General features: G+C 30.6%; 24 protein-coding genes. All 24 read left to right on the top strand.

Annotated features, from left to right (window positions below; genetic code table 11):
* Window positions 1-9: 9 nt before the first annotated feature.
* Genes LG651_RS10815 through LG651_RS10700 form a run of 24 tightly spaced genes read left to right on the top strand, consistent with a single transcriptional unit; the run spans window position 10 to window position 24658 of the window.
* Window positions 10-798, top strand: a complete 789-nt coding sequence (locus LG651_RS10815; protein WP_226696145.1) for a polysaccharide biosynthesis/export family protein — start codon at window positions 10-12, stop codon at window positions 796-798.
* Between the two features lie 10 nt (window positions 799-808).
* Window positions 809-3271 (top strand): polysaccharide biosynthesis tyrosine autokinase, encoded by a 2463-nt coding sequence (locus LG651_RS10810; protein WP_226696144.1) that lies wholly within the window; start codon window positions 809-811, stop codon window positions 3269-3271.
* 8 nt (window positions 3272-3279) lie between these two features.
* The gene (locus LG651_RS10805; RefSeq protein WP_226696143.1) at window positions 3280-4119 is read left to right on the top strand and encodes an ABC transporter permease; all 840 of its coding nucleotides are present in this window, start codon (window positions 3280-3282) and stop codon (window positions 4117-4119) included.
* Between the two features lies 1 nt (window position 4120).
* Window positions 4121-5317, top strand: a complete 1197-nt coding sequence (locus tag LG651_RS10800; protein ID WP_226696142.1) for an ABC transporter ATP-binding protein — start codon at window positions 4121-4123, stop codon at window positions 5315-5317.
* Between the two features lie 5 nt (window positions 5318-5322).
* Window positions 5323-6411, top strand: coding sequence for a DegT/DnrJ/EryC1/StrS family aminotransferase (locus tag LG651_RS10795; RefSeq protein WP_226696141.1), 1089 nt, complete (start codon window positions 5323-5325; stop codon window positions 6409-6411).
* Complete coding sequence (locus LG651_RS10790) at window positions 6401-7111, top strand: WbqC family protein (RefSeq protein ID WP_226696140.1); 711 nt, start codon at window positions 6401-6403, stop codon at window positions 7109-7111. Before LG651_RS10795 ends, LG651_RS10790 begins: the two co-directional genes overlap by 11 nt.
* Window positions 7108-7914 carry a sulfotransferase domain-containing protein gene (locus LG651_RS10785; protein WP_226696139.1) on the top strand — a complete coding sequence of 269 codons (807 nt, stop codon included), beginning with the start codon at window positions 7108-7110 and terminating at the stop codon, window positions 7912-7914. Before LG651_RS10790 ends, LG651_RS10785 begins: the two co-directional genes overlap by 4 nt.
* Window positions 7911-8897 carry a sulfotransferase family protein gene (locus LG651_RS10780; RefSeq protein ID WP_226696138.1) on the top strand — a complete coding sequence of 329 codons (987 nt, stop codon included), beginning with the start codon at window positions 7911-7913 and terminating at the stop codon, window positions 8895-8897. Before LG651_RS10785 ends, LG651_RS10780 begins: the two co-directional genes overlap by 4 nt.
* A gap of 6 nt (window positions 8898-8903) precedes the next feature.
* A complete protein-coding gene (locus LG651_RS10775; protein WP_226696137.1) occupies window positions 8904-9827 on the top strand; it encodes a glycosyltransferase family 2 protein in 924 nt (307 codons plus the stop codon).
* A 12-nt stretch (window positions 9828-9839) separates the two neighbouring features.
* A complete protein-coding gene (locus LG651_RS10770) occupies window positions 9840-10616 on the top strand; it encodes a glycosyltransferase family 2 protein (protein ID WP_226696136.1) in 777 nt (258 codons plus the stop codon).
* Entirely contained in the window at window positions 10616-11545 is a 930-nt protein-coding gene (locus tag LG651_RS10765; RefSeq protein ID WP_226696135.1) for a glycosyltransferase family 2 protein, read from the top strand. Before LG651_RS10770 ends, LG651_RS10765 begins: the two co-directional genes overlap by 1 nt.
* Window positions 11542-12534, top strand: a complete 993-nt coding sequence (locus LG651_RS10760) for a hypothetical protein (protein WP_226696134.1) — start codon at window positions 11542-11544, stop codon at window positions 12532-12534. The genes LG651_RS10765 and LG651_RS10760 overlap by 4 nt, the downstream gene beginning before the upstream one ends.
* Before the next feature lie 16 nt (window positions 12535-12550).
* Window positions 12551-14251 carry an FkbM family methyltransferase gene (locus LG651_RS10755; RefSeq protein ID WP_226696133.1) on the top strand — a complete coding sequence of 567 codons (1701 nt, stop codon included), beginning with the start codon at window positions 12551-12553 and terminating at the stop codon, window positions 14249-14251.
* Between the two features lie 5 nt (window positions 14252-14256).
* A complete protein-coding gene (locus tag LG651_RS10750) occupies window positions 14257-15516 on the top strand; it encodes a glycosyltransferase (protein ID WP_226696132.1) in 1260 nt (419 codons plus the stop codon).
* A 7-nt stretch (window positions 15517-15523) separates the two neighbouring features.
* Window positions 15524-16300 (top strand): glycosyltransferase family 2 protein, encoded by a 777-nt coding sequence (locus LG651_RS10745; protein ID WP_226696131.1) that lies wholly within the window; start codon window positions 15524-15526, stop codon window positions 16298-16300.
* On the top strand, window positions 16300-17136 hold the full coding sequence (locus LG651_RS10740; protein WP_226696130.1) for a glycosyltransferase family 2 protein: 837 nt from the start codon (window positions 16300-16302) through the stop codon (window positions 17134-17136). The genes LG651_RS10745 and LG651_RS10740 overlap by 1 nt, the downstream gene beginning before the upstream one ends.
* A gap of 11 nt (window positions 17137-17147) precedes the next feature.
* Window positions 17148-17927 carry a glycosyltransferase gene (locus LG651_RS10735; RefSeq protein ID WP_226696129.1) on the top strand — a complete coding sequence of 260 codons (780 nt, stop codon included), beginning with the start codon at window positions 17148-17150 and terminating at the stop codon, window positions 17925-17927.
* Window positions 17928-17948: 21 nt separating this feature from the next.
* The gene (locus LG651_RS10730) at window positions 17949-18683 is read left to right on the top strand and encodes a glycosyltransferase (RefSeq protein ID WP_226696128.1); all 735 of its coding nucleotides are present in this window, start codon (window positions 17949-17951) and stop codon (window positions 18681-18683) included.
* A 6-nt stretch (window positions 18684-18689) separates the two neighbouring features.
* Complete coding sequence (locus LG651_RS10725) at window positions 18690-19388, top strand: class I SAM-dependent methyltransferase (RefSeq protein WP_226696127.1); 699 nt, start codon at window positions 18690-18692, stop codon at window positions 19386-19388.
* Between the two features lie 18 nt (window positions 19389-19406).
* The gene (locus LG651_RS10720) at window positions 19407-20813 is read left to right on the top strand and encodes a DUF6056 family protein (protein ID WP_226696126.1); all 1407 of its coding nucleotides are present in this window, start codon (window positions 19407-19409) and stop codon (window positions 20811-20813) included.
* Window positions 20806-21498: a sulfotransferase family 2 domain-containing protein gene (locus LG651_RS10715; RefSeq protein ID WP_226696125.1), complete on the top strand. Its 693-nt coding sequence runs from the start codon at window positions 20806-20808 to the stop codon at window positions 21496-21498. The genes LG651_RS10720 and LG651_RS10715 overlap by 8 nt, the downstream gene beginning before the upstream one ends.
* Entirely contained in the window at window positions 21495-22424 is a 930-nt protein-coding gene (locus tag LG651_RS10710; RefSeq protein ID WP_226696124.1) for a glycosyltransferase, read from the top strand. Before LG651_RS10715 ends, LG651_RS10710 begins: the two co-directional genes overlap by 4 nt.
* The gene (locus tag LG651_RS10705) at window positions 22425-23522 is read left to right on the top strand and encodes a glycosyltransferase family 2 protein (RefSeq protein ID WP_226696123.1); all 1098 of its coding nucleotides are present in this window, start codon (window positions 22425-22427) and stop codon (window positions 23520-23522) included.
* A complete protein-coding gene (locus LG651_RS10700) occupies window positions 23519-24658 on the top strand; it encodes a glycosyltransferase (RefSeq protein WP_226696122.1) in 1140 nt (379 codons plus the stop codon). Before LG651_RS10705 ends, LG651_RS10700 begins: the two co-directional genes overlap by 4 nt.
* Window positions 24659-24686 lie beyond the last annotated feature (28 nt).

Below are 24686 nucleotides of genomic sequence, written 5' to 3'. Positions count from 1 at the left end.
TCTACCAAAATGAATAAATATTTTGTATTTGTTTACTTAATTTTTTGTGTTTTATTTTCATCTTGCCTAACTAACAGAGATCTCGTTTATTTACAGGAAAGAGATGGAATAACTGCCGAAGATTTGGGGTTAATTGAACAGCCAAAACCTTATCGTGTGCAAGTAAATGATATGCTGAGCATAAGGGTAAAAGCGTTAGACCAAGAATTGGTAAGTATGTTTAATCCGGTTGGAGAATCGGAATCGGGTAATCAATCTGGCGGGTTGTACTTTAATGGTTTTACTGTAGATATGCACGGAAATATTGAGTTTCCTGTATTAGGTAAAATGAATGTTTTAGGTTTTACTATTGCAGAAATAAAAGAAAAAGTAGAAGCCGAATTACTTAAACAATATTTTAAAGAAACCGCCGAAATTTTTGTTACTGTTAAACTAGCCGGTTTAAAATATACAACCATTGGAGAGATTGGTTCTGGAGTTCATACTTTGTTACAAGATAGAGTGAATATAGTTGAAGCCTTAGCAAATGCAGGTGATATAAGTGAAACAGGAGATAGAAAAGATATTTTAATAATAAGGCAGTACCCAGAAGGGCAACGCATTCATCATATAGATTTAACCGATGTTAAAGCCATGAAATCGCCTTATTACTACATAGAGCCAAACGATATTATTTTAGTAAAGCCGTTAAAAAGAAAAGCCTTGGGCGCAGGACAAACGGCAATGCAAAACTTGGCTACTATATCGTCCTTGGTATCGTTATTAGTATCGACTTATTTTTTAACAAGAAACCTTTAATAGTTAGAGTATGGAAGAAGAGTTTGAAGGATCGGAATCGTCTGGAGGTGGCTTGTCGTTCGATGTAAAGGCTTTTATAAGTCGGGTTTTAAGTTACTGGAAATTATTTGTTCTTTTTATAGGTGTTGGCATTTTTATTGTGTATCAACAAAATATTAGAACACAGCAGTCTTACCGTTTAAGCACCCAAATATCGGTCGAAGATGAGTCTAACCCTTTATTTACATCAAATACTAGTTTAACCTTTAATTGGGGTGGTGTTTCAGGAAAAGTACAAACTATATTAAACTCTTTAAAATCAAGGTCTCTACACGAAAAGGTTGTTGATAATTTGGAGTTTTATCTATCTTATTTAAAGCAATCGAGGTTTAGAAAGGATGATGTTTATAGCTATGCGCCTTTTAAATTTGATGTAACTCCAAATACCTATCAACTTTTAAATATACCTATTCGTATTACTTTTTTAGAAAATGAAATGGTTGAGGTTTATGTTAATTTTGAATCAAATTCAGCACAAACCCAAAATTATACCGATAAAACAAAAGAAACTATAAGCGTAAACTTAGGTGAGTTTAAAAGGCAATATCGTTTAAATGATGTTATAGACTTGCCTTTTTTAAATGGTGTTGTTTCTCTTAGAGAGAAACGGAAGGTAACTTCTGGTGATAAATTTTATATACAGTTTCATAATTTTGATGGTGTTGTAAGCAAGTACAGAAATAAGCTAAATATAAACAATCCTAAAAATTCAGCCATTTTAAATTTAAATATGGTAGATGTAAATAAGGCGAAAATTGTAGATTATTTAAACGAGACTGTTCAGGTTTTAAGTGAAGAGCAATTAGATAGAAAGAACCAATTTGTAACCAATACCATTAATTTTATTGATGCACAGTTAGATCGTGTAAAAAACCAATTAACCTTAAATGCAGATTCTTTAAATAGGTATAAAGAACAAAACAAAATATTTAATTTAACCGAAGAAGGAGCAATAATAAACTCTAAAATTAATAATTTAGAAGAATCTCGTGAGGAGCAAAAGGAAAAACTAGCCTATTATGCCAGCCTAAAAACCTATTTAGAAACTAGCGATTCGTTTACTGAAATTCCTGCGCCAGCAGTGGCCGGTATTGATGATGGGCACATACTAGGAAATATAGGTGAAATTAATAAACTGTCTGTGCAAAAATCGAAGTACAGCTCTACAGTGAGAAGCGATGCTACAATTTTTGAAGATTTAAACAGACAAATAGATGGTTTAAAAAATGTAATTTTCGAAAATATAAGTTCGGTTACCAAAGAAACAAATCGAGAAATAGGAATTATAGATTCTAAAATTGCCATAGAAGAAGCTAAAATTCGAAAACTACCTAAGGCCCAACAACAATTATTCGATATACAAAGACAATATTCGTTAAGCGAAAGAACATATAACATGTTTTTGTCTAAGCGTGGGGAAGCCGATATTATTAAATCGGCAAGTGTATCAGATGTATTGGTAATAGATACGGCTAAGGATACTGGCGCTGTTCCCATTGATTTAAAATTGAGCTCTCGTTATTTATTTGCAGTTATTGGAGGAATTTTACCCTTACTTTTAATTGCTTTTTTAATTACGTTTTTCGATACTAAAATTCATAACCCTCAGGTGCTCGAAAATCTATCAAATATTCCATTGCTTGGTGTTGTTGGTAAAAATACTTTAGATAATAACTTGGCCGTGCAACGCAAACCAAAATCAACTATGGCCGAAGCTTTTAGAGCGTTGCGGTCTAGTTTGCAGTATTTTTATAAAACTAAAAGTTTGCTAGGAACAAAATCGGTTATGGTAACATCATCTGTAAGTGGTGAAGGTAAAACCTTTTGTTCTATAAATATTGCTACCGTTTTTGCCATGAGTGGAAAAAAAACAGTTTTAGTTGGGTTAGATTTACGGAAGCCTAAAATATTTGGAGATTTTGAAATTGAAAATGAATTAGGCGTTGTAAATTATTTAATTGGGCAAAAAAAATATGATGAGGTTGTACAAAAAACGTTGGTTGAAAATTTAGATGTAATTACATCTGGTCCAATTCCTCCAAATCCTTCAGAATTACTTATGAGTGAACGTATGGACGATTTAATGGCAACATTAAAAGAAAAGTACGATTATATAGTTTTAGATACACCTCCAGTTGGTCTTGTGGCCGATGCTTTAGAACTTACCGAGTATGTTGATGCATCAATATATGTAGTTAGGCAAGATTATACTCAAAAAGGTATGATTAACTTGGTAAACGATAAATACAACAAAGGCGAAATTAAAAACCTAAGCTTTGTATATAACGGGTTCAACCAAAAAGGAAAATATGGCTATGGCTATGGTTACGGCTATGGTTACGGTTATGGTTATGGAGCTTATGCTAATGGTTATCATGAAAACGATAAGAAAAAAGGTTTTCTTGAAAAGTTAAAAAAGCTATTTAAAAAATAATCTTTTTAATGGAAACGAGAATTTATAAAAAAGAAAATAGCCTTAGTTTTTTTAAAATTTTAAAGGAAAGTCTTAACGATGTTGTTGGATCGAGGTTTTTGGCCCGACAGTTGGCCGAGCGTGACATAAAAGCGCAATACAGACAGTCGTATTTAGGTGTAATATGGGCTTTTATTATGCCAATTACCACAGCTATAGTATGGATTTTCTTAAGTAGTTCAGGTACGGTTCAATTATCCGATACTGGAATAAGTTACCCGGTTTATGTGTTTTCTGGTACACTAATTTGGTCTATTTTTAAAGAAGCATTAACTATGCCAACCGCAAGTACTAATGGTGCTCGTGGCCTTTTAAGTAAAATTAACTTTCCTAAAGAAGCTCTAATTTTATCGGGCATATACAAAATGTTATTTAACAGTGTATTTAAAATAGGGTTGCTTTTTATTTTAATGCTTATTTACAAAGTTAGTTTTAGCTTAACTATGTTATTGTTTCCAGTGGGCTTGCTTGTTCTTATTTTACTAGGTGTGGCAGTGGGTTTAATTTTAACGCCATTTAGTATGTTATATAAAGATATAGGTAAAGTAATAAATTTAGTAATGTCGTTTTTTATGTATGTAACTCCGGTGGTTTACGCTGTACCTAGTAATGGGCTCATGAAAACTTTTATGGAGTTAAATCCACTAACCTATGTTATTGGTATTACTAGAGATATGCTTTTTAACGGAACTTTTGCTTATTTAAACATTTATATTTTAATTGTAATGTTATGTTTGCCAGTACTTATGTTGGGGTTAGTTTGGTACCGCTTATCTATTCCTGTAATTGTAGAACGTTTAAGTGCTTAGTATGACAGAAGGAGAGTTGTTGTTAAAGGTTGAAAATGTTAGTAAAAAGTTTTGTAAAGACTTAAAAACAAGCCTGTGGTACGGAATAAAAGATTTAATAAGCGGTGTAAGTAGTAGTAATAAAGAAAGAATTTTACGACCTAAAGAATTTTGGGCAGTTAAAGATATTAATTTTGAGCTTAAACGTGGCGAATGTTTAGGTTTAATAGGACATAATGGCGCTGGTAAATCGACCCTGTTGAAAATTTTAAACGGACTGATAAAACCCGATTCTGGTCAAGTAACCATTAAGGGACGCGTTGGTGCATTAATCGAACTAGGCGCAGGTTTTAACCCGATTTTAAGTGGTCGTGAAAATATTTATAATAACGGAGCAATATTAGGATTTACACGTAAGGAAATTGATGATAAACTAGAAGATATAATCGATTTTGCCGAAATACGTGAGTTTATTGATATGCCTGTGCAAAATTATAGTTCTGGCATGAAAGTGCGCTTAGGATTTGCCGTAGCAGCACAAATGGAACCCGATGTACTAATTATTGATGAGGTTTTAGCGGTGGGAGATTTGGGGTTTACATTAAAATGCTTTAAGACTATTGATACTATTTTACCTAATACAGCGGTCGTTTTTGTAAGCCATAGCATGCCCATGGTTTCACGAATTTGCAACAAAATAATATTAATGGAAAACGGTGAGCCAAAATATGTAGGAGAGGATATTGGCGAAGGGATTGATAAATATTATAGCAGGTTTACAAATAACAATAGTAATGTAGTTTTTGATGATAATAGTTTAACCTTAGATAGCTTTAAAATTAAAACAGAGTCTGTAATAAATGGCTTTCCAGTTATTAATTGGGGAGGAAACTTAAAATTGGATATTAATTTTACAACTAAAATTAAAAAGGAAACATTTTGCATTGTTATAATTATATCTGATAAGGAGCAACGCCCAATAGCAATGTTACAAGAAAGTCAATTTAATTCAATTGAAAACAAAAGTATGAGAGTTCTTGTTGATGTAAGTGATTTGCAATTATCTAAAGGGCTATATAATTTTAATTTGGTTATGAAAAGTGGAATGACGAATGAACCAAGGCTTAGAATTAATAACATTGGAGAATTTCAAGTTATTCATGAAAAAGAAGTTTGGCAACCTTTTTTATTAAGAGCAACCTATGATTTTATTAGTTAATATAAATGATACCTGTAACTAAAACTTTTTTACCTCCACAAGAAGAATTTCAAGAGCTGATATCGCGTATCTGGAAAAACCAATGGTTAACAAACAATGGCGAATTATATAAAGAGTTTAGAAAAAAATTACAGAGCTTTTTAAATGTAGATTTTGTTATACCAACGACAAATGGCACATTACCACTGCAAATAGCCTTAAATGCTTTTGGAAATTGCGGTGAAGTAATTACAACACCTTTTAGTTATGTGGCGACCACAAGTAGTATAGTATGGGAAAAATGTACGCCTGTTTTTGTCGATATTCATAAAGACTATTTAACTATTGATGAAACAAAAATAGAAGCCGCTATAACCCCAAAAACTACTGCTATTTTGGCCACACATGTTTATGGTAATGCCTGTAATTTAGAAGTGTTAGAAAAAATAGCGAAAAAGCATAGTTTAAAGTTAATTTATGATGCAGCCCATTGTTTTGGGGTTACTTATAAAGGCAATTCTATTTTTAATTATGGCGACGTTAGCACTTGTAGTTTTCATGCAACAAAACTATTTCATTCGGGTGAAGGCGGTGCCTTATTTTGTAAAAATAAAGAAATAGAAAAAGAGCTTTGGTTTAGGCACAATTTTGGTCATAATGGCCCAGAAAAATTTCATGGTTTAGGTATTAATGCCAAAATGAGTGAGTTGCAAGCCGCAATGGGTTTATCTGTATTGCCTTATGTCAATTTCATTATAGAAGAACGAAAAAAAGTATGTGATTTTTATGATGTAAGTTTGAATTTTAATGTTTTGAGGCGTCAAAAAATAAGAGAAGGACTTAAATGGAATTATGCTTATTACCCAATAATTTTTAAAAATGAAAGCACTTTAATTGAGGTAAAGCAGAAGATGGAGGAAAACAATATTTTCGCAAGACGTTATTTTTTTCCTAGTTTAGAGAAATTACCTTATATAAAAACAAGCTTGTGTCCAATTGCTGAGCATATTTCAACGTCTGTTTTATGTTTGCCAGTATATGTTGGTTTACAAGAAAATGATTTAGTTCAAATTACTTCAATTATAAATTCTTGTTTAAATAACTATGGAGCATAAAATAGCAATCATGCAACCGTATGTTTTTCCTTATTTAGGGTATTTTCAATTAATTAATGCAGTAGATGAATTTATTTTATATGATGATGTTAACTTCATAAAAAAAGGTTGGGTTAATAGAAATAAAATATTAGTTCAAGAAAAGGGCAAAATAATAACATTTCCTTGTAAAAATATAAGTCAAAATAAGTTAATAAAAGACGTTTATTTACATAAAGACAGTAAGGCATATTTAAATTTAAAAGAGACAATTAAACATGCTTATACAAAAGCACCTTATTTTTCAGATGTATTCCATTTGTTTAATAAAGCTTTAGAATCAAATTGCAAAACAATTTCAGAACTTAGTATTTTAAGCATTAAAGAGGTGTTAAATTATTTAGATTTAGATGTTAATTTAAAAATATCATCAAAAGCCTACACTGGATTGGAAGTGTTCAGCAAAGAAGATAGGTTGATTAATATTTGTAAAATAGAAAAATGTAACGTTTATATAAATGCAATAGGGGGAAAAGCTATTTATTCTAAAGAAATGTTTAGTAAAGACGAGATTGTTCTAAAATTCTTGAAGCCAGAATTACCAGAATACAATCAATTTTCTAATAGTGAATTTATAAAAGGACTTTCAATTATAGATGTAATGATGTTTAATAGTCCTGATGAAATACGAGACATGCTAACAAAATATACTTTAGTGTGATAAAAATAGCCGTGCATAGTGTGCCTCGTTCTGGTTCAACCTGGCTTGGTGAGATTTTTAATAGTCACCCAGATGTTGTTTATAAATATCAACCATTATTTTCTTATGCCTTTAAAGGCAGGCTTTCAACAAGTTCAACTAATCAAAATATTCAAGATTTTTTTACAGATATATCGAAATCAAGTGATGATTTTATAAATCAGGTTGAAGCTAGGAAAGATGGTAAGCTTCCTATTTTTAACAAAGAAGCCTCATTTAAAGCAATTGTTTATAAAGAAGTAAGATATCATCATATTTTAGAGCATATTTTAAAACAAGACAAGGAGTTAAAAGTAATAGGTCTTGTTCGTAATCCGTTAGCTGTGGTTTATTCTTGGTTAAATGCTCCAAGAGAATTTAGAAAAGATTTAGGTTGGCAGGTTTTGGAAGAATGGCGCTATGCCAAGAAAAAAAATTTAAATAAAATTGAAGAATTTAATGGTTACGAAAAATGGAAAGAAGTCTCATTAATGTTCTTAAGGTTAGAAAAACAATTTAAAAATCGATTTAAGCTCATACAATATGAAAACCTATTAAACCAAACAGAGTTTGAAGTAAAAGCTTTATTCGATTTTTGTAATTTAAGCTATTCAAAATCAACTCAAAATTTTATTTTAAGTAAAAATGAAGTAAACAATACAGACGCGTACAGTGTTTTTAAAACCAAAAAAGACGATAAAAAATGGAGGCAATTACCTCCTGAAATTATTAGTTTTATAGAACGCGATTTAGAAAATACAGAATTGAAAAAATTTATTTTATGAGGTGCGATTTTTTAATCAGTTCAGAGCGTTCAGGAAGCAATTTAATAACCAAAATAATTGATGCCCATTCGCAATATTGTGGCCCAACTTCGCCACATTTATTACGAATTTTTTATCCTGTAATGAGTAAGTATGGCAATTTGCAAGAAGACGCTAATTGGAATAGATTTATAAGTGACATTTTAGAAATGTTTAATTTAAAAATTGGCGTATGGGAGGTTAATTTTAATAAAACCGAACTACTAAATATTACAAATAGAAGTTTGGCTTCGGTAGTTAAATATATTTATAACAAAGAAGCCAAACATCACTTAAAAACGCATGCATTTATTAAAGAGGTTAATACCTTTAATTTGGCTCCGTATATTAACGAGAATTTTGAAAATGCAAAATATATTTGGTTAGTTCGAGACCCACGCGATATGGCTTTATCCTGGGTTAACTCACCTATTCATCGAGGCGATGTAGTAAGAGCTGCAAATATTTGGAAAAAAAATCAAGAACATACTATTTCACTTTTTAAACAATTAACTAAAACTAATAAAATTATACTTGTAAAATATGAAGCGTTAACTGAAGATCAAGAACAAAGTATTTTAAATATTTGCGATTTTTTAAGTATTAATTTTGAAGCTGAAATGCTAAGTTTTCATAAAAATAATATGTCGGTTAAAAACGCTTCGAAAACCGATAACTGGAAAAATTTAAACAAAGCAATACTAAAAAATAATTCGAAAAAATATAAAGCCAAATTAACTAAAGAACAAATACAATACATTGAGTTTGTTTGTAATGAAGAGATGAGTTTTTTAGGCTATGAAAAAGATTTCGAGCTATTAAGTGAAAAAGCATTTAACAGCTTGCATGATGTTTTCGTAAAACAAGAACGCCATGAAAAACCTGCTTATAACTTAATTCCAGAGGAAGAAAAGCTAAAGCGAGAGGCTTGGTATAGTAAGTATTTAGAAATTCAAAACGTTTAATAAAATATGAACCAAGACTTAAAAAGCGTTGATGTTGAAAAACCATTGGTAAGTATTTGTTGTTTGGTTTATAACCATGAGAAATTCTTAAAACAAACTCTCGATAGCTTTTTAATGCAACAAACCAGTTTTCCGTTTGAAGTTGTAATTCACGACGACGCTTCAACCGATTCTAGTGCAGATATTATTAGGTCTTACGAAGCAAAACATCCTGAAATTTTTAAGCCAATTTATCAAACCGAAAATCAAAAATCAAAATTTAAATCTGGAATGAATCCAAGGTTTAACTTTCCTCGGGCAAAAGGCGAATTTATTGCTGTTTGTGAAGGCGACGATTATTGGACAGACCCACTAAAACTGCAAAAACAGGTTGATTTTTTTAATAATAACTCAGATTTTGTACTCTGTTTTCATAACGTAACTATTTTAAATTCGCGAGGAAAAAAAACAACGGAAACTTCAATGATAAAAAACAATCAAAAGGAAGTGTTTAAAACCGAAGATATTATCGAGAAATGGTTTGTTCCTACCTGCTCTATAATGTTTAGAAACCTTGATGATTTTGAGCTGCCAAATTGGTTTTTTCGGTGCATAAGTGGTGATTTTCCTTTTTTATTACTTTTATCTTTAAGAGGGAAATTTAAATATCTGCCTATCACCATGGGCTGTTATAGGTTGCACAATACCGGAGCTTCAACTAAACATAAAGGATATTTTAAAGTGTATGGTATGATTTTTATTTATCAAAGTTTTAATCAATTTACCAATTATAAGTACGAATCAATTGTAAACAAGGGAATTAAAGAAGCTATAAATACCCATTTACCTGAAATTCATGAATTAAATGAATTAAAAAAATATCATAAAAATTTCTTATTTACAACTTGGTTAAAAAAGAAATTTAGGTTCCTTTTAAGAAATAATAAATAAGGAAATTGCATTATGCTAATATCAATAATTACAATTAACTACAACAATAAACAAGGTTTAGAGCGTACGCTTAAAAGTGTACAAGCCCAAACCTTTAATGATTATGAGTTAATTGTTATTGATGGCAATTCAACAGATGGTAGTAAACATATAATTGAGCAGTATAAAACAGGCTTAAATTATTATGTTAGCGAACCAGATACTGGTATCTACAATGCCATGAATAAAGGCATAAAACAAGCTCAAGGCGATTATTTGTTTTTTTTAAATAGTGGCGACAATTTGGTTAATGAAAGTGCTTTAGCAAAAGTTGCAAAACATTTATCTGGTGAAGATTTTGTATATTTTAATATCAATAGAATAAAAAACAATAAAAAATGGGTAAGAGAAGTGCCTAACGAAATGAGTTTCTTTTATTTACATAACGATACTATTCCGCACCAATCTATATTTATAAAAAAAGAATTGTTTTATACAGTGGGGGCGTATGATGAACATTTAAAATTAGTATCCGATTGGAAATTTATTATCACAGCACTTATAAAATATAATGCAAGTTATAAGCATGTTAATGAGGTGTTTTCAAATTTTTATGAAGGTGGCGTAAGTTCATCAAAAGGTAGTTTTGAAGCTATGGAAAAAGAAAGACAGCTTGTTTTAAAACAAGATTTCCCGCTTCTTTTAAACGATTTAAAGTATAAATTTAAGTTAGAACGTACTTTAAGAACTTTACGAAAGTCAAGAAAAATTAACTGGTTAATAAAACTAGGATTAATTAATAAGTTTTAATGAAGTTAGGTTTTAAAGTTTCTGTAATTATTCCAGTATATAACTGCGAGCGCTTTATCGAAAAAGCTGTAAAATCGGCATTAAAACAACCGGAAGTTGCCGAAGTTGTTGTGGTAAACGATGGTAGTACCGATAACTCATTGAAATTGCTAAAAAACCTACAAATCGAAGATGAAAGAGTAAAAATTCATCATCATAAAAATAAAAAAAATAAAGGACGCGCTACTAGTAGAAACCTTGGAATTAAAAAAGCATCATCAAATTATATCGCGTTTCTAGATGCAGACGATTTTTATTTAGAAAACAGATTTAAAACGGATGCAAAAGTATTTTTAACTCAAAACGAAGCAGACGGTGTTTATAATGCTGTTGGGTTTCATTATTATCGTAATGTTAGTGAAAATGATGCCAATAGAACTAATTTATGTACCCTTAGCCCAGGCATTTGCCCTAATGAAGTATTTGAAGCATTTATGTTGGGAAAAGGCCATTTGCATTTAAACGGATTAACTTTAAAAAAGGAAGCTATTAGGTTGTCTGGTTTGTTTAATAGTAAATTAACCGTAGGCGAAGACACCGATTTTATTTACAAGGTTGCCTTAAAATGTAAATTGTTTGCTGGTGGTGTAACCCAAGCCGTAGCCGTACGAGGGGTGCATGAAAATAATGTTTTTAGTAATAGAAAAGTATATTCTAAATATCATGGCAAAACATACGAATCGCTTATTGTTTGGAGTGCAAAAAACAACGTGTCGCTTACTCGAATTGATAAACAATTAAGTTATTTGTGGTTTTTTTATAGCGGCGAAAAAAATAAGTTTTTAAACCAATTATTAAGTTGGGTTAAAATTTTTATGTCGTCTTTTAGACTGTTTTTTTCTAATTTAAATCTTAAATATTTTCCAATTGTAAATCTGATTAAAAAATGATAGATAACGAATTAAACCCCTGTTATATTTTGTTTTGTCATTATGGTAATTCAGATTATTTGTACTATACCTTAAAGCAAGCCAAACTTACCAATCCTGGAAGTCATGTTGTGCTTTTAGGTGATAATGAAAACGAGCATATTGCCAAAAAAGCCAAAGTAGAGCATTACCATTTTAAGGATTTTTATACAACAAACGAAATAAAAACTTTCGATAAGGTTTATAAACATGTTGCAGGAGTTAAACATGGAAAAGAATTTTGGACCAACTTTGTTTTTAAGCGTTGGTTTTACATTCATGGTTTTGTGAAAGAAAAAAATATAAACTCATTTTGGCATTTCGATTCAGATAATTTAATCTTAACTAATCTAAAAAATCAAGAATTTAAATTTGTTGGTTACGATTGTACCGAGCAATGTAATGGCAAATGTATAAATGGTTTTGTGTCTTCTTTTAAAGTAATAGATGGTTATGTTAAGAAAATAAACGAACTGTTTCAAGATGAAAATTACTTAAACATCCAACGAAAGGATTTTAAAAAGCATCCTAATTATGCATTTACAGAAATGCGAGCTTATACGGCATATAAAAACCAAGAAAATGTAAATAGCATCAGATTGAATACTATTAAAAATAATGAGTCTTTCGACGACTGTATTTGCATGAATCATGGTTATGATACTTATAATGAGCCTTTAAAAAATCAATTTTTAAAAAAAATATATTTTAACAAACAAGGTGAGTTTTTTTGTTATCATAAAGAAAGTTCATCCTATATTAAAATGATGAGCTTAAACTTAAGTTGGGTGCCAACAAAACTGTTTAAGTTAGTTTGTAATACGTTTAAAAAATATTTTTTAAAAAAGCATAAGTATAATGCAAATACCTATATTTTGTTGAATATTTATAAAGCAAATAGTTTAAGAACTTGTATTTTAAGCCCTATTCCCAAGCCTATTAAAAAAAGAATTAAAGGTTGGTTAAAATAATGTAAAGCAACGTAAAATGAACCTTGCCCCAATATTAATTTTTGCTTATAACAGGCCTTTGCATTTGCAGCAAACTCTTGATGCCTTGTCCTCAAATTCAGAAGCTAAACATAGCAATTTGTATATATTTTGCGATGGAGCTAAACCTAATATGCAAGAATTAGATTTGAAAAAAATTGAATCTGTTCAAATTATTGCCAAGAATGAAAATAGGTTTAAAACAGTTTCTGTTATAAAAAGAACGTGTAACTATGGCTTGTCTAAATCTGTTATAACTGGAGTTTCAGAAGTTATTAAAAAATACAAACGTGTAATTGTTTTAGAAGACGATATTGTAGTAAGTAAGTATTTTTTAGGTTTTATAAATAAAGGTCTCGAGGTTTATAAAAACGACAAGAAAGTATTTGGGGTAACAGGTCATTGTTTTTCTACCAATAAATCAATTACAAATAACACTTACTTTCTTCCCATTATGAGTTCTTGGGGTTATGCAACCTGGCTTGATAGATGGGATAAAATAAACTTTAATGGATACGAATTATTAAAAGAAATAGATAACAGGCAATTAGCTGATGAAATAAATTTTGGGGAGTTGCAGTATTATAACATGTTAAAAAATCAGGTTGCTGGTGTAAATGATTCTTGGGCAGTACGTTTTTATGTGTCAATGTTCTTAAATAAAGGTGTATTTTTATATCCTAAAATTCCCCTGTTAAGTAATATTGGTTTAGATGGAAGTGGCATTCATTGTCTTGCTAACCCTCATAGTTTTACAAAAACAGGTTTTTTACCAACAAACAAAATAGACTTGGTAAAGGAAGATGTGGTATTAAAACCAAAAATTATAAGAGTGGTTAAAAATGAAAATGAAATAAATAAAAATGCCTTAATGCCCAAAATTAAAAAGTTAACAAAAAAGCTTATAGCTCCCGAGTTAATTGATTTGGTTAGGCGGAAGTTTAACAAAAAACGTGGAAAAGAAATATCAAGATTGTTAAAACTGTCGCGGTTTACTAAAACAAAAACAAATATTTTAGGGAAAACTGTTGTCGTGCCAGATGGAGCTTCTTTTGTTTTTATGTACAATGAAATTTTTATAGAACAAATTTATAAGTATACCTCAAAAAAACCGGAGCAATACATAATAGATGCGGGAGCAAATATAGGCCTTGCTACAATTTACTTAAAAAAACAGTTTCCTCAAGCACAAATTCTAGCCTTCGAGCCCGACCCAGAAATTTATAAAATTTTAAAGAAGAATATAGAATCGTTTGAGTTTTCAAAAGTAGAATTAATTAATAAAGGTGTTTGGAAAGAGGATACAACGTTGTCATTCTTTTCGGAAGGTGCCGATGCAGGAACTCTAAATTTCTCAAATAAAAAAAACTTAAAAAATAATATTAATCAAGTGGCCGTGGTTAATTTAGGGCAATACATTTATAAACCTGTCGATTTTTTAAAAATTGATATAGAAGGAGCAGAGACAGAGGTGCTTCATGCAATATCAAATAAATTACACTTTGTTGAACGTATTTTTGTAGAATATCATTCTTATGTAAATCAAGAACAAACGCTAAACGAAATTATTAATACTTTAAAAAATAATGGATTTAGGTTGTATATTTCTGCTGGGTTAGCCAGTAAATCTCCGTTTTTTAATATAAGAACATATGCAAATATGGATATGCAATTAAATATTTACGGAATAAAACAATAGTTTTTTTGAAAGTTTTAATTGTAAATACTAGCGATATTGGTGGGGCTGCAAACGCATGTTTAAGGTTGCATGAAGGATTGTTAAATAATGGTATAGATTCTAAAGTAATTTTAATTAAAAAGCATAAAAATCTTCCTCAAACATTTAAAGTTTTACCTGAAAAAATAAGTATTTACAATCGGTTAAAAAAGAAGCTTTTTAAATTACTAGAAAATTACAATCTCAAGAAAAAATCGAATGAAGTAGTATTTCTTAAGCAACGTTCGTCGCGCTTAGAATTGTTTAGTTTTCCGTTTTCAGAATTCGATATAACAAAAAATAAATGGTATCAAGAAGCAGATGTTGTTAATTTACATTGGGTTTCAGGATTTTTGGATTTAAAATCATTTTTTGGTAAAAACACTAAACCTGTGGTTTGGACCATGCACGACATGAATACCTTTACAGGGGGTGAGCATTATACCGAAACTATTATTGGAGCTAATAACAAGGGTAATCCTATTTATAGAGATTATTCAGAGTTAGAAAATCAAACCAATGCATATTACAGTAATTATAAAACTAAAATATTTAATTCGGTAAATAACCTTACTCTAGTTGCGCCTTCTAAATGGTTACAAAATGAAGCCTTAAATAGCACTGTACTTCACGGTAAAACTGTAAAACATATTGCTTACGGATTAAATAAAGAAATCTTTAATATTAGAGACAAGGTTTATTCTCGTAACCTTTTAAAGTTACCTCAGGATAAAAAAGTAATTCTTTTTGTGGCAGAGTCGTTAAATAATACAAACCGAAAAGGATTCGATTTTTTAGTTAAAGCTTTTAAGCTCTTAAAAAACAACAATGTTGTTTTGTGCGCAATAGGCCATAAAAAAGTAAAACTTAATTTTACAAATAATGTAATAGAACTGGGCGCTATTAACGATGAATTACTTATGAGTGTTGCCTATTCGGCAGCCGATGTTTTTGTTATCCCTTCGTTAATGGATAACTTACCAAATACTGTTTTAGAGTCGTTAATGTGCGGTACACCTGTTATAGGTTTTCCTGTGGGCGGTATTTTAGATATGGTAAAACACGAGGAAAACGGTTATATTGCTAACCAAATTTCGGCGAATGCCTTAAAATGCGAAATTGAAAAATTTCTTGATAATTCCAATCGGTTTATGGCTAACGAAATTCGGAAAAACGCTATTGATAAATACGATTTAAATATACAAGCCCAAAATTACATTAATCTCTATAAGAGTTTGCTAAATTAAAACTATAGTGAAACTAACCATAATAACCATAAACTACAATAACCTCGACGGTTTAAAAAAAACTGTTGAGAGTATTACAAATCAAACGTTTCAAGAATTTGAGTATGTTGTTATTGATGGAGGTTCGACCGATGGCAGTAAAACGTATCTTGAAGCAAATGCTCAAAAATTTAATTATTGGGTAAGCGAAAAAGATAAAGGCGTGTATCATGCCATGAACAAAGGTATTGTCAAATCTAACGGAGATTATTTACTGTTTTTAAATTCTGGAGATCATTTTTATAGTGACGGGGTTTTAAAAGAAAACATTAGTAACCTTACAGGTGAAGGCATTATCTATTTTAACCTTCAAGTTATTGAAAGGGAAAAGCAATTCATAAAAACCTATCCAGAAACATTATCATTTTCATATTTTTTAAATGATACCTTGCCACATCCAGCCACTTTTATTAAAAAGGAAGTGTTTACTAAAACCAATTCTTTTAAAGAAGATTTTAAAGTGGTTTCCGATTGGAAATTCTTTATTGATGCCATTTGCAAGAACAATATATCTTATAAATATGTACATAATGTACTTTCAACTTTTTATATTGGAGGTATAAGTTCTAATGCAGCGTATAGGGAAATAAAGTTTAAAGAGCGAAATACCGTTTTAAATGTTAACTATTCCGCATTTATGCAAGATTTAGACGATGTAGTTGCTTTCAGAAATATACTAAACAACTTAAGACAGTCAAGAATTATTAACTTGCTTATTAAACTAGGTTTTTTAAATAAATTTTAATGAATACATTGGTTTCCATAATTGTACCTTGTTATAATCATGCAAATTTTTTGGGTGAAGCGCTGCAATCGGTTTTAAACCAAACGTACACCAATTGGGAATGTATTATTGTTAACGATGGCAGTCCAGATAACGCAGCTCAAATAGCTGAACAGTGGGCTGCAAAAGATAGTCGATTTCAATATTTAGAAAAAGAAAATGGAGGCTTATCAAGTGCCCGAAATGCTGGTATTAAAATAGGCAAAGGAGAGTTTATTTTACCTTTAGATGCCGACGATTTAATACATGAAAACTTTTTAACGACCTTAGTGCCTGTGCTTGAGAATAATCAAAATTTAGCTATAGCGTCGTGTTATAGTAAGTTCTTTTTTGGTAGCAGGAATAATATTATTCACGAGTTAAAGCCTAAAGGGACTAATTATCATGCTTTACTTTACGAAAATATTTTAATCGCAACCTCTCTGTATAGAAAACAATGTTGGGAAGCCGTTGGAGGTTATGATGAAACCATGAAAAAAGGTTTTGAAGATTGGGAGTTTTGGATAGCAATTACCAAAACAGGTTGGGAGTTTAAAATAGTTGAAGAATTTCTGTTTTACTACCGCAAGCAAAAACAGTCTATGCTTATCGATACTTTGCAAAACCATAGGTTAGCAAATATGGAATATGTGTACAACAAGCACAAAGAAATTTATGTAGACAAATACGAAACCACATTAAAATATTTATTTTACCTTATAAATAAACACAGTACAAGCGAGCAAAAAATAAAGCTTTCATTAGAATTTAAAATTGCGAAAGTTTTGGCAAAACCGTTAAAATGGTTTAAAAAATAAAAACATTATAAATGATATCGGTTGTAATTCGAGCAAAAAATCAAGAGGAAGCTTTAAAGTTTGCCTTAAAAAATCTAACCGAGCGCTATTGCGACGATATTGGTGAAATTATTGTTTTAGATAATCTCTCAACGGATGCTAGCGAGGCAGTAACTAAACAATTTGGTGCACGTTTTATAACGATTGAAAACTTTAGCTACGGCGGAAGCGCCAATTTTGTAACCGAAAGAGCAAATTATGATATTGTTGTTATGTTTAGCGCACATGCTTATCCTGTAAGTCACGATTTTTTTAAATTAATTAAACAGAAATTTGAAGCCAATACCAATTTGGCAGGCTTACGCTGTTTGCATCATCCAAACGATTACAGAAATTATATAAATCAGGTTTCAGCAAAGGACGATCCTAATAAATCGGGTTTGATATTTTCTGGTTCGGCATTCCGGAAATCGGTTTGGGAAAAAATGTCTTTTCGAGAAGATGTTGCCACTTTCGAAGATAAAGAATGGACAGTACGTGTGCTAGAAGCAGGTTTCGATATCGATTTTGTAGCATCAATATTTAGCTATCAAATAACTAGAACCAAAGCACAATTATATTTTAGGTTTAAAAACGATGTGGTTGGGAATTACCAATTGTGGCATGATAATGTAACTTGGAAAAATATTTTTAACGGTTTTGTGGTTGGAAGTTTTAAATTATTCAAAAACTTTTTAGTCGATTTTTGGTACATCCTTAAAAAAACTCTTTTTTTGATAAAATTTATGTTTAACAAGCCTCCAAAATTTTAAGCTTTACTTATAAATTATTGAATGAAACCTAAACTTAGCCTCATAATTCCGGTTTATAATGCCAGCACTTTTGTGCTAAAAACGATTAAAGAGGTTTCTAATTGGCAAAAATCAATCGATTATTCGGTTGAGATTATTATGGTTAACGACGGTAGCCCCGATAATTCAAAAACAATAATCGAAAATTTTATAGTACAGAATAATTCACCAATAAAATTAGTGTCTTACTCAAAAAATAAAGGTAAAGGTTATGCTGTAAAACAAGGTATGTTGCATGCAACAGGAGCTTTTAGAGTATTTACCGATGCCGATATACCTTATGGGTTCGAAATTATTGAGCGCATTTTACATTATCTCGATTTTAAAGAGTTCGATGTATGTATAGGCAATCGCCGATCCATACACTCGCAATATTATACGAGCATAACTTTTGCAAGAAAATTGTCTAGTTTTATTTTTACAGGCTTTGTTTCTCGGTTTGTAGTAACAGGAATTAATGATACCCAATGCGGTATTAAAGGCTTTACAGAAAAGGTGGCAAACGAAATATTTCCAAAATTGGCAGTAAGCGGTTTTGGCTTCGATATAGAAATACTTTACCTATCGTATAAAAAAGAATACGACATAAAACGCATTCCAGTAACTTTCGAAGGGAACGAAAATTCAACTATAAGCTTACTTAAAGACTCAATTATGATGCTAAAAGATGTTATGCTGATTCCTTTTAGATATCATTTTACTAAAAAATACAAGTAGATAAAAATGAAGTTGTCAAGAGATTTTACTAATAAAATAAATTGGTTTTTAGACAATTTGTTACCACCATTTGTGAGAGATTCTAGGTTTTTTATGAGTCCGCTGTTTTTGCTTTTGTTTGGTAAAAAAGGGAAACTATTTTTAAATTTTAAAGAAAACGCCTGGAAATTTAATTCTAAAGAAATGGCTAATTATTATAAGGAGTTGGCAAGCGTTCACATAAAAAGAGAAACAGATCTCAATTTAAGTTGTGAAAAGTATATTTTAAATAAAATTAAAGGAGATAAAGTTTTAGATATTGCCTGCGGAAGAGGTTACCTCGCAAAAAAAATACATCAAAAAGAAGGTTGTGAGGTTGTAGGAATAGATTTTGTAATACCAGATGAATTAAAAAGCTCAAAAAATATAACTTTTGAAGAAGGTATTATTGAAGATATTAAATACCCAAACAATTATTTCGACACCGTAATTTCTACACATACATTAGAGCATGTTTTAGATTTAGAAAAGTGTATTGCTGAACTAAAACGGGTTGCAGCAAAACGTTTAATTGTTGTTTTGCCTAAACAGAGGCCTTATCGTTACACATTCGATTTACACCTACAATTTTTTCCGTATAAGTATAACGTTTTAAAAGCGTTTGGAAATGTTAATGGTAATTGTGTGTTATTAGATAACGACTGGTTATATATTGAAGATTTGTAGACTATATTGAAATAACATATGAAACCCATTTTAAAAAAATATCTTCAAAGCACAAATGTTATCTTAATTTTAAGTAGCGTAGTAGTACTTCCATTTTTGTTAATATCGGTATTTAATAACCCATCTGCCGACGATTTTTGTTATAGTAATTACGCCAGAGATTCAGGGTATTTTGGCTTACAAAAAGAAGCTTATTTGGGCTGGTCCGGACGTTATTTGCCAACTATAATTCTTGGTATTCCTAATTTGGTTTCTGGTTCGTTTGTAGTGTATAAATTGGTGCCTATTTTGCTGTTAATTGCATTGTTTATAGCCGTTTACCATTTAGTGTCTTCAATTTTTGTAACCTTATCAATAAAAAACAAAAGCTTTCTTGCAATTATTTTGGTTGCCTTATATTTAGTACAAATGCCTTCACCCACGCAGGGGTTTTATTGGTTAGCCGGTTCTGTTACCTATCAATTATCAATAATTTTGGCCTTATTTATGTTTTCTTATGTATTAAGGTATTTAACCACAAAAAATAAAAACTTCATTATTGCTGCAATATTATTGGCCGTTTTGGTAATAGGAACAAACGAAGTTACTTTAGTCTTTATAAATTTAATTTATGGCTTTACATGTGCCTATTTACTATTTAAAAACCGAAAATTAAACAAAGGTTTATGGTTGCTTTTTATAGTTATGTTGGCTTGTTCGGCATTTGTGTTATTGTCTCCGGGGTCAGCGTCGAGAGCAACAACATATCCGGGGAATCAGCAATTCATGTATTCGGTATTAAAAACCTTAAAAGCAACCAAAAGGCATTTAGGCGATTGGCTACCAAGTATAATAGTTGTTTTGCTATTATTCTTTAATTCTTTTGCCAAAACCGCTTCTAAAATTAAAACACCAGATATTTTTAAAGTAAACTTGTTTTTTCCTGTTTTAATTGTATTTAGTTTTCTTATTCTTGGCATTTTTCCGGTTTACTATAGTTTAAAATGGGTGCCGTTTCGTGTGGTTAATGTGGTTTACTTTTTCTTTTTACTAGGTGTGTTTTATGTGTCGTTTATCTTATTTTTTAAATTAAAAGAGAAAGAAAAACCATTTATTAAATTATCAAAATGGACCAAAATTGGGCTTTTTGCGTTGGTTATTTTTCGTTTAGGAGGCGATAATAATGTTAGAGTTGCGTATTCCGATTTAATTAGCGGGAAAGCTTATGCTTACAACAAGGCATTAAACGAGCGATACAAAATTATAAATCAATCAAAAGAAGAAACGGTTGTTATACCAAAGCTAACGGTGTTTCCCGAAACTATTTTTTTCGAGGATATAAAACCAGATTCTAAACACTGGATAAATTATTGTTACAATTCGTATTTTAATAAAAAGGAAATAACTTATAAAACTAAAAACAAGCAGTTAAAACCACATGATTAGCCATAAACATAAATGTATTTTTATACACATTCCAAAATGTGGCGGAACAACAATAAAATATTTGTTGTTTCCAAATGAGGATGTTAGCTGGAATAAAGTAGATTATAACAAACTCTATGGTTGGTGCCCAAAGCGCAAATTTTTTCTGCAGCATGCTACGGCCAAACAGCTTTTAGAAACAGAGCTTATTTCTGAAGACGTTTGGAAAACTTATTATAAATTTACGTTTGTTAGAAATCCTTGGGATAGAGCCGTGTCCGATTATTTTTGGTTATTGAAAGACCAGAAAATAAAAGATTCTTTTAAAAATTACATCTTTAAACAAGGGAAATTTAAAGCGGTTTTAACCCACGAGAACGAATTGTATTATCGAGGCGACCATACCAAACAACAAACCGAATTTTTCGATTTAGAGAGCGATTTTAAACCAGATTATATCGGGAAATTTGAAAATTATAACAATAATTTAAAACACCTCTGCGAGGTTTTAAAATTACCAGTACAGCAGAATTTACACATAAATAAAGCTAAAACAAAGAAAAAACATTATTCCAATTACTTTTTTGATGATATAAAATTAGAGTTTGCAGATTTATATCAAGATGATATCGAGCAGTTAGGTTACACTTTTAATAACCAACAAGATGCATTTTTTAAACTGAAAAACTATTTTAAAAAAATATGACAGCTGCATCGCAAATTACAGTTAGCATTTTTATGCTTACCTACAATCAAGAACATTGTATTGCACAGGCTATAGATAGTATTTTGGCACAAAAAACAAGCTTCAAGTTTCAATTGGTTATAGGTGAAGATTGCAGTACAGATAGCACTAGAAGTATTTGCGAAAACTATCAAAACAAATATCCAGATAAAATTAAATTGTTGCCTTCGATTGGGAAAAATATTGGCTTAATAAATAATTATTTTCGAACAATAAATGCTTGTGAGGGTAAGTATATTGCCATATGCGATGGTGACGATTATTGGATTGACGAATTTAAACTACAAAAACAAGTCGATTTTCTTGAAGCCAATCCAGATTTTGCAATTGTTGGTACTAATTATCACAAATTATTTAAGGACAATAGCTTAGTTGAAGAAAAAAAAGAACATAGCAAGCCTTATTACGAGTTTAGCGATTTAATTTTTAAAAATGTATTACCGTCGGTAACAACCCTTTTTAGGAATATACCAAAGCAAGAACCTTTACCAAATTGGATTTTAAAATATCCTTATGGCGATTGGCCAACCTATTTGTGGGTTTTAAAAAATGGTGGAAAAATTCATTTTTTAAATGATTTTACTGCAGTGTACAGAATGGAAATTGGGGTGTCCGCAAAACTTAGAAAAACACTAAGCGATATTGAAACCGTTAACCTTAATATTTTAAAAGATATAGCTTCAGATGATGCTTTTTCGCATAAAAACGCTATTATTAGCAAAAGTATAAACGATAAAAAGAAACAATTGGTAAGTTTATACAATCGCGAAAAAAAATATTTTAAAGCCTTTGCGCTATTTTTGAAAACCATATTTAAACAAGAAAACAAACTTGGGTTTGTTAAATTTTATGTTTATTCCGTTTTAAAATCGGTAAAGTTAATTTAAATGAAGCATACAGTAACCGAAAACATATCCATGGTATTAACCAACAGAAATAGAGATTTACGCATTGTAAAACAATGTTTAACATCTTTAAAAAAACAAAGCGAACAAAGCTTTGTGTGTACTTTGGTCGATTATGGTTCGGATGCCAATTATTTAAATGATTTAAAAAAATTACTGCAAGATTTTCCTAAAATTAATTTTGTGTCCTGCGAAGTTTCAGGGCAATTATGGAACAAGTGTCGCGCTATAAATATTGCTTTAAAAGCTTGCGAAACACCATATTTTATGGTTGGAGATATCGATTTAATGTTTCATCCAGATTTTATTAAAACGGCAAATACACTTGCCAAACCTAGTGAAGTTCATTATTTTTTATATGGTTTTTTATCGGAAGCAGAATCTAAATTAAATAAAGAGTTTATTGACTATAACGTTGATTTTCCTGGTAATAATGAGGTTACAGGAAATACTATGTTTCCAACCGAAGTATTAAAAAAACTTAATGGTTATGATGAGTTTTATCATGGTTGGGGCGCCGAAGATACCGATATTCATATTCGCATGAAAAATCAAGGTTTGTCGGTTAATTTTTATGATAAAGAGATTTTAGTGAAGCATCAGTGGCATCCAAAAGCCTACAGAAGTAAATTAAGTAAACATCCGTTTCATTCGCAGTTAGAGCGCATTAATCATGTTTATATGAATTTTACTGAAGCTTCAAAAAGAACCCAAGTGAATCAGGATTTAGAATGGGGAAAACTTCCCGTTACTAAGCATTACAACCAATTGAATAATGCATGCGAAAAAACATTTCATTTAAAAGCATCAAACCTTGAATTAAAAGCCTTTTTAGCGCAGATACATAATATTAAAGATGAAGTTATTCAGCTTAAAATAACCGATTTTTCTTCCAGTGAAAAGCTAAAAAATAATATGAAGAAACTTTTGCGTAAAAAAAGCATTCCCGTATTAGCCATGGAAACCATAAATAATATCATTTTAGAAGAAATAATTATTAAGTTTAGAAATAACCCGTATAAATATCAATTTGATAGAACAGAAAATCAAATTGAGTTAACCATGTATTGCGAAGCATGAAAATAGTAATGGTTTCTATACCAACCTTGCACTTTTTTAGGTGGACAGACCAGTTAAAAAATACTGGTCATGAGGTGTTTTGGTTCGATATTACTGGTATGAGTGCTCCTGTAGAAAAACTGGATTGGGTGCAACAACGTGTCAATTGGAAACAAAAATACAGGTATCCTGGGCGTATATTTTTAAAAAAACGATTTCCCAAAATTTATAATGTTATTCAAAGGTTTAATGAGAAAAACACAGCTTCAGAATTTGAAAAGTATTTAAATGAAGTAAAACCCGATGTGGTGCATAGTTTTGCAATTTACTTGGCATGTGCGCCTATTTACGAAGTGATGATGAAGCATGAAAACCAAAAATGGATTTATTCATCTTGGGGAAGCGATTTGTACTATTTTCAAAATACCCCATCTTATTTAAAAAATATAAAACAAGTGTTGCCACGCGTAAATTATTTGTTTACCGATTGTAATCGCGATTATGAAATTGCAAAACATTACGGATTTAATGGTGAATTTTTAGGCGTTTTTCCAGGTGGTGGTGGTTTTAATTTACAGCATGTACAAAAATTCCATTTACCTATTAATGAGCGAAAAACCATTTTAATAAAAGGTTTTCAAGGGCGTTCTGGTCGCGCAATTACGGTTTTAAAAGCCATAATAAATCTGCAAGAACAATTAAAACACTATAAAATTATTGTGTTTGGTGCGCCTAACGAGGTGTTTCAGTTTGTAGAGAATTCCAATTTAAAAAACTGGGAGAATTTACAAGTTTTAGGCCGTATAAATCATGAGAATGTACTTGAACTTATGGGGAAAGCCTTAATTTATATTGGAAACAGTAATTCCGATGGCATGCCAAATACCTTGCTAGAAGGTATAATTATGGGAGCTTTTCCAATACAATCTAATCCTGGAAATGCCACTTCCGAAATTATAACACCTAATAAAAACGGACTGCTCATTAAGGATTGTGAAAATGCTTCAGAAATTGAAAAACTACTTGCAAACGCTTTAATAAATCCAGAGTTAATAAATACTGCTTATACATTTAATCAAGAAGAATTAAAGCAAAAATTAGATAGAGAAACCATTGGGCGGTCGGTTTTACAAAAATACGCCTCAATAGCACCCTAATTGTTTATACTTTTAAAAACAAACAGTA

Origin of the sequence: Neotamlana sargassicola (genome assembly GCF_020523965.1) — a bacterium.
GTDB lineage: Bacteria > Bacteroidota > Bacteroidia > Flavobacteriales > Flavobacteriaceae > Neotamlana > Neotamlana sargassicola.
Note: the sequence above shows the minus strand (reverse complement) of the source record. Positions and strands in the feature narration are given on the sequence as shown.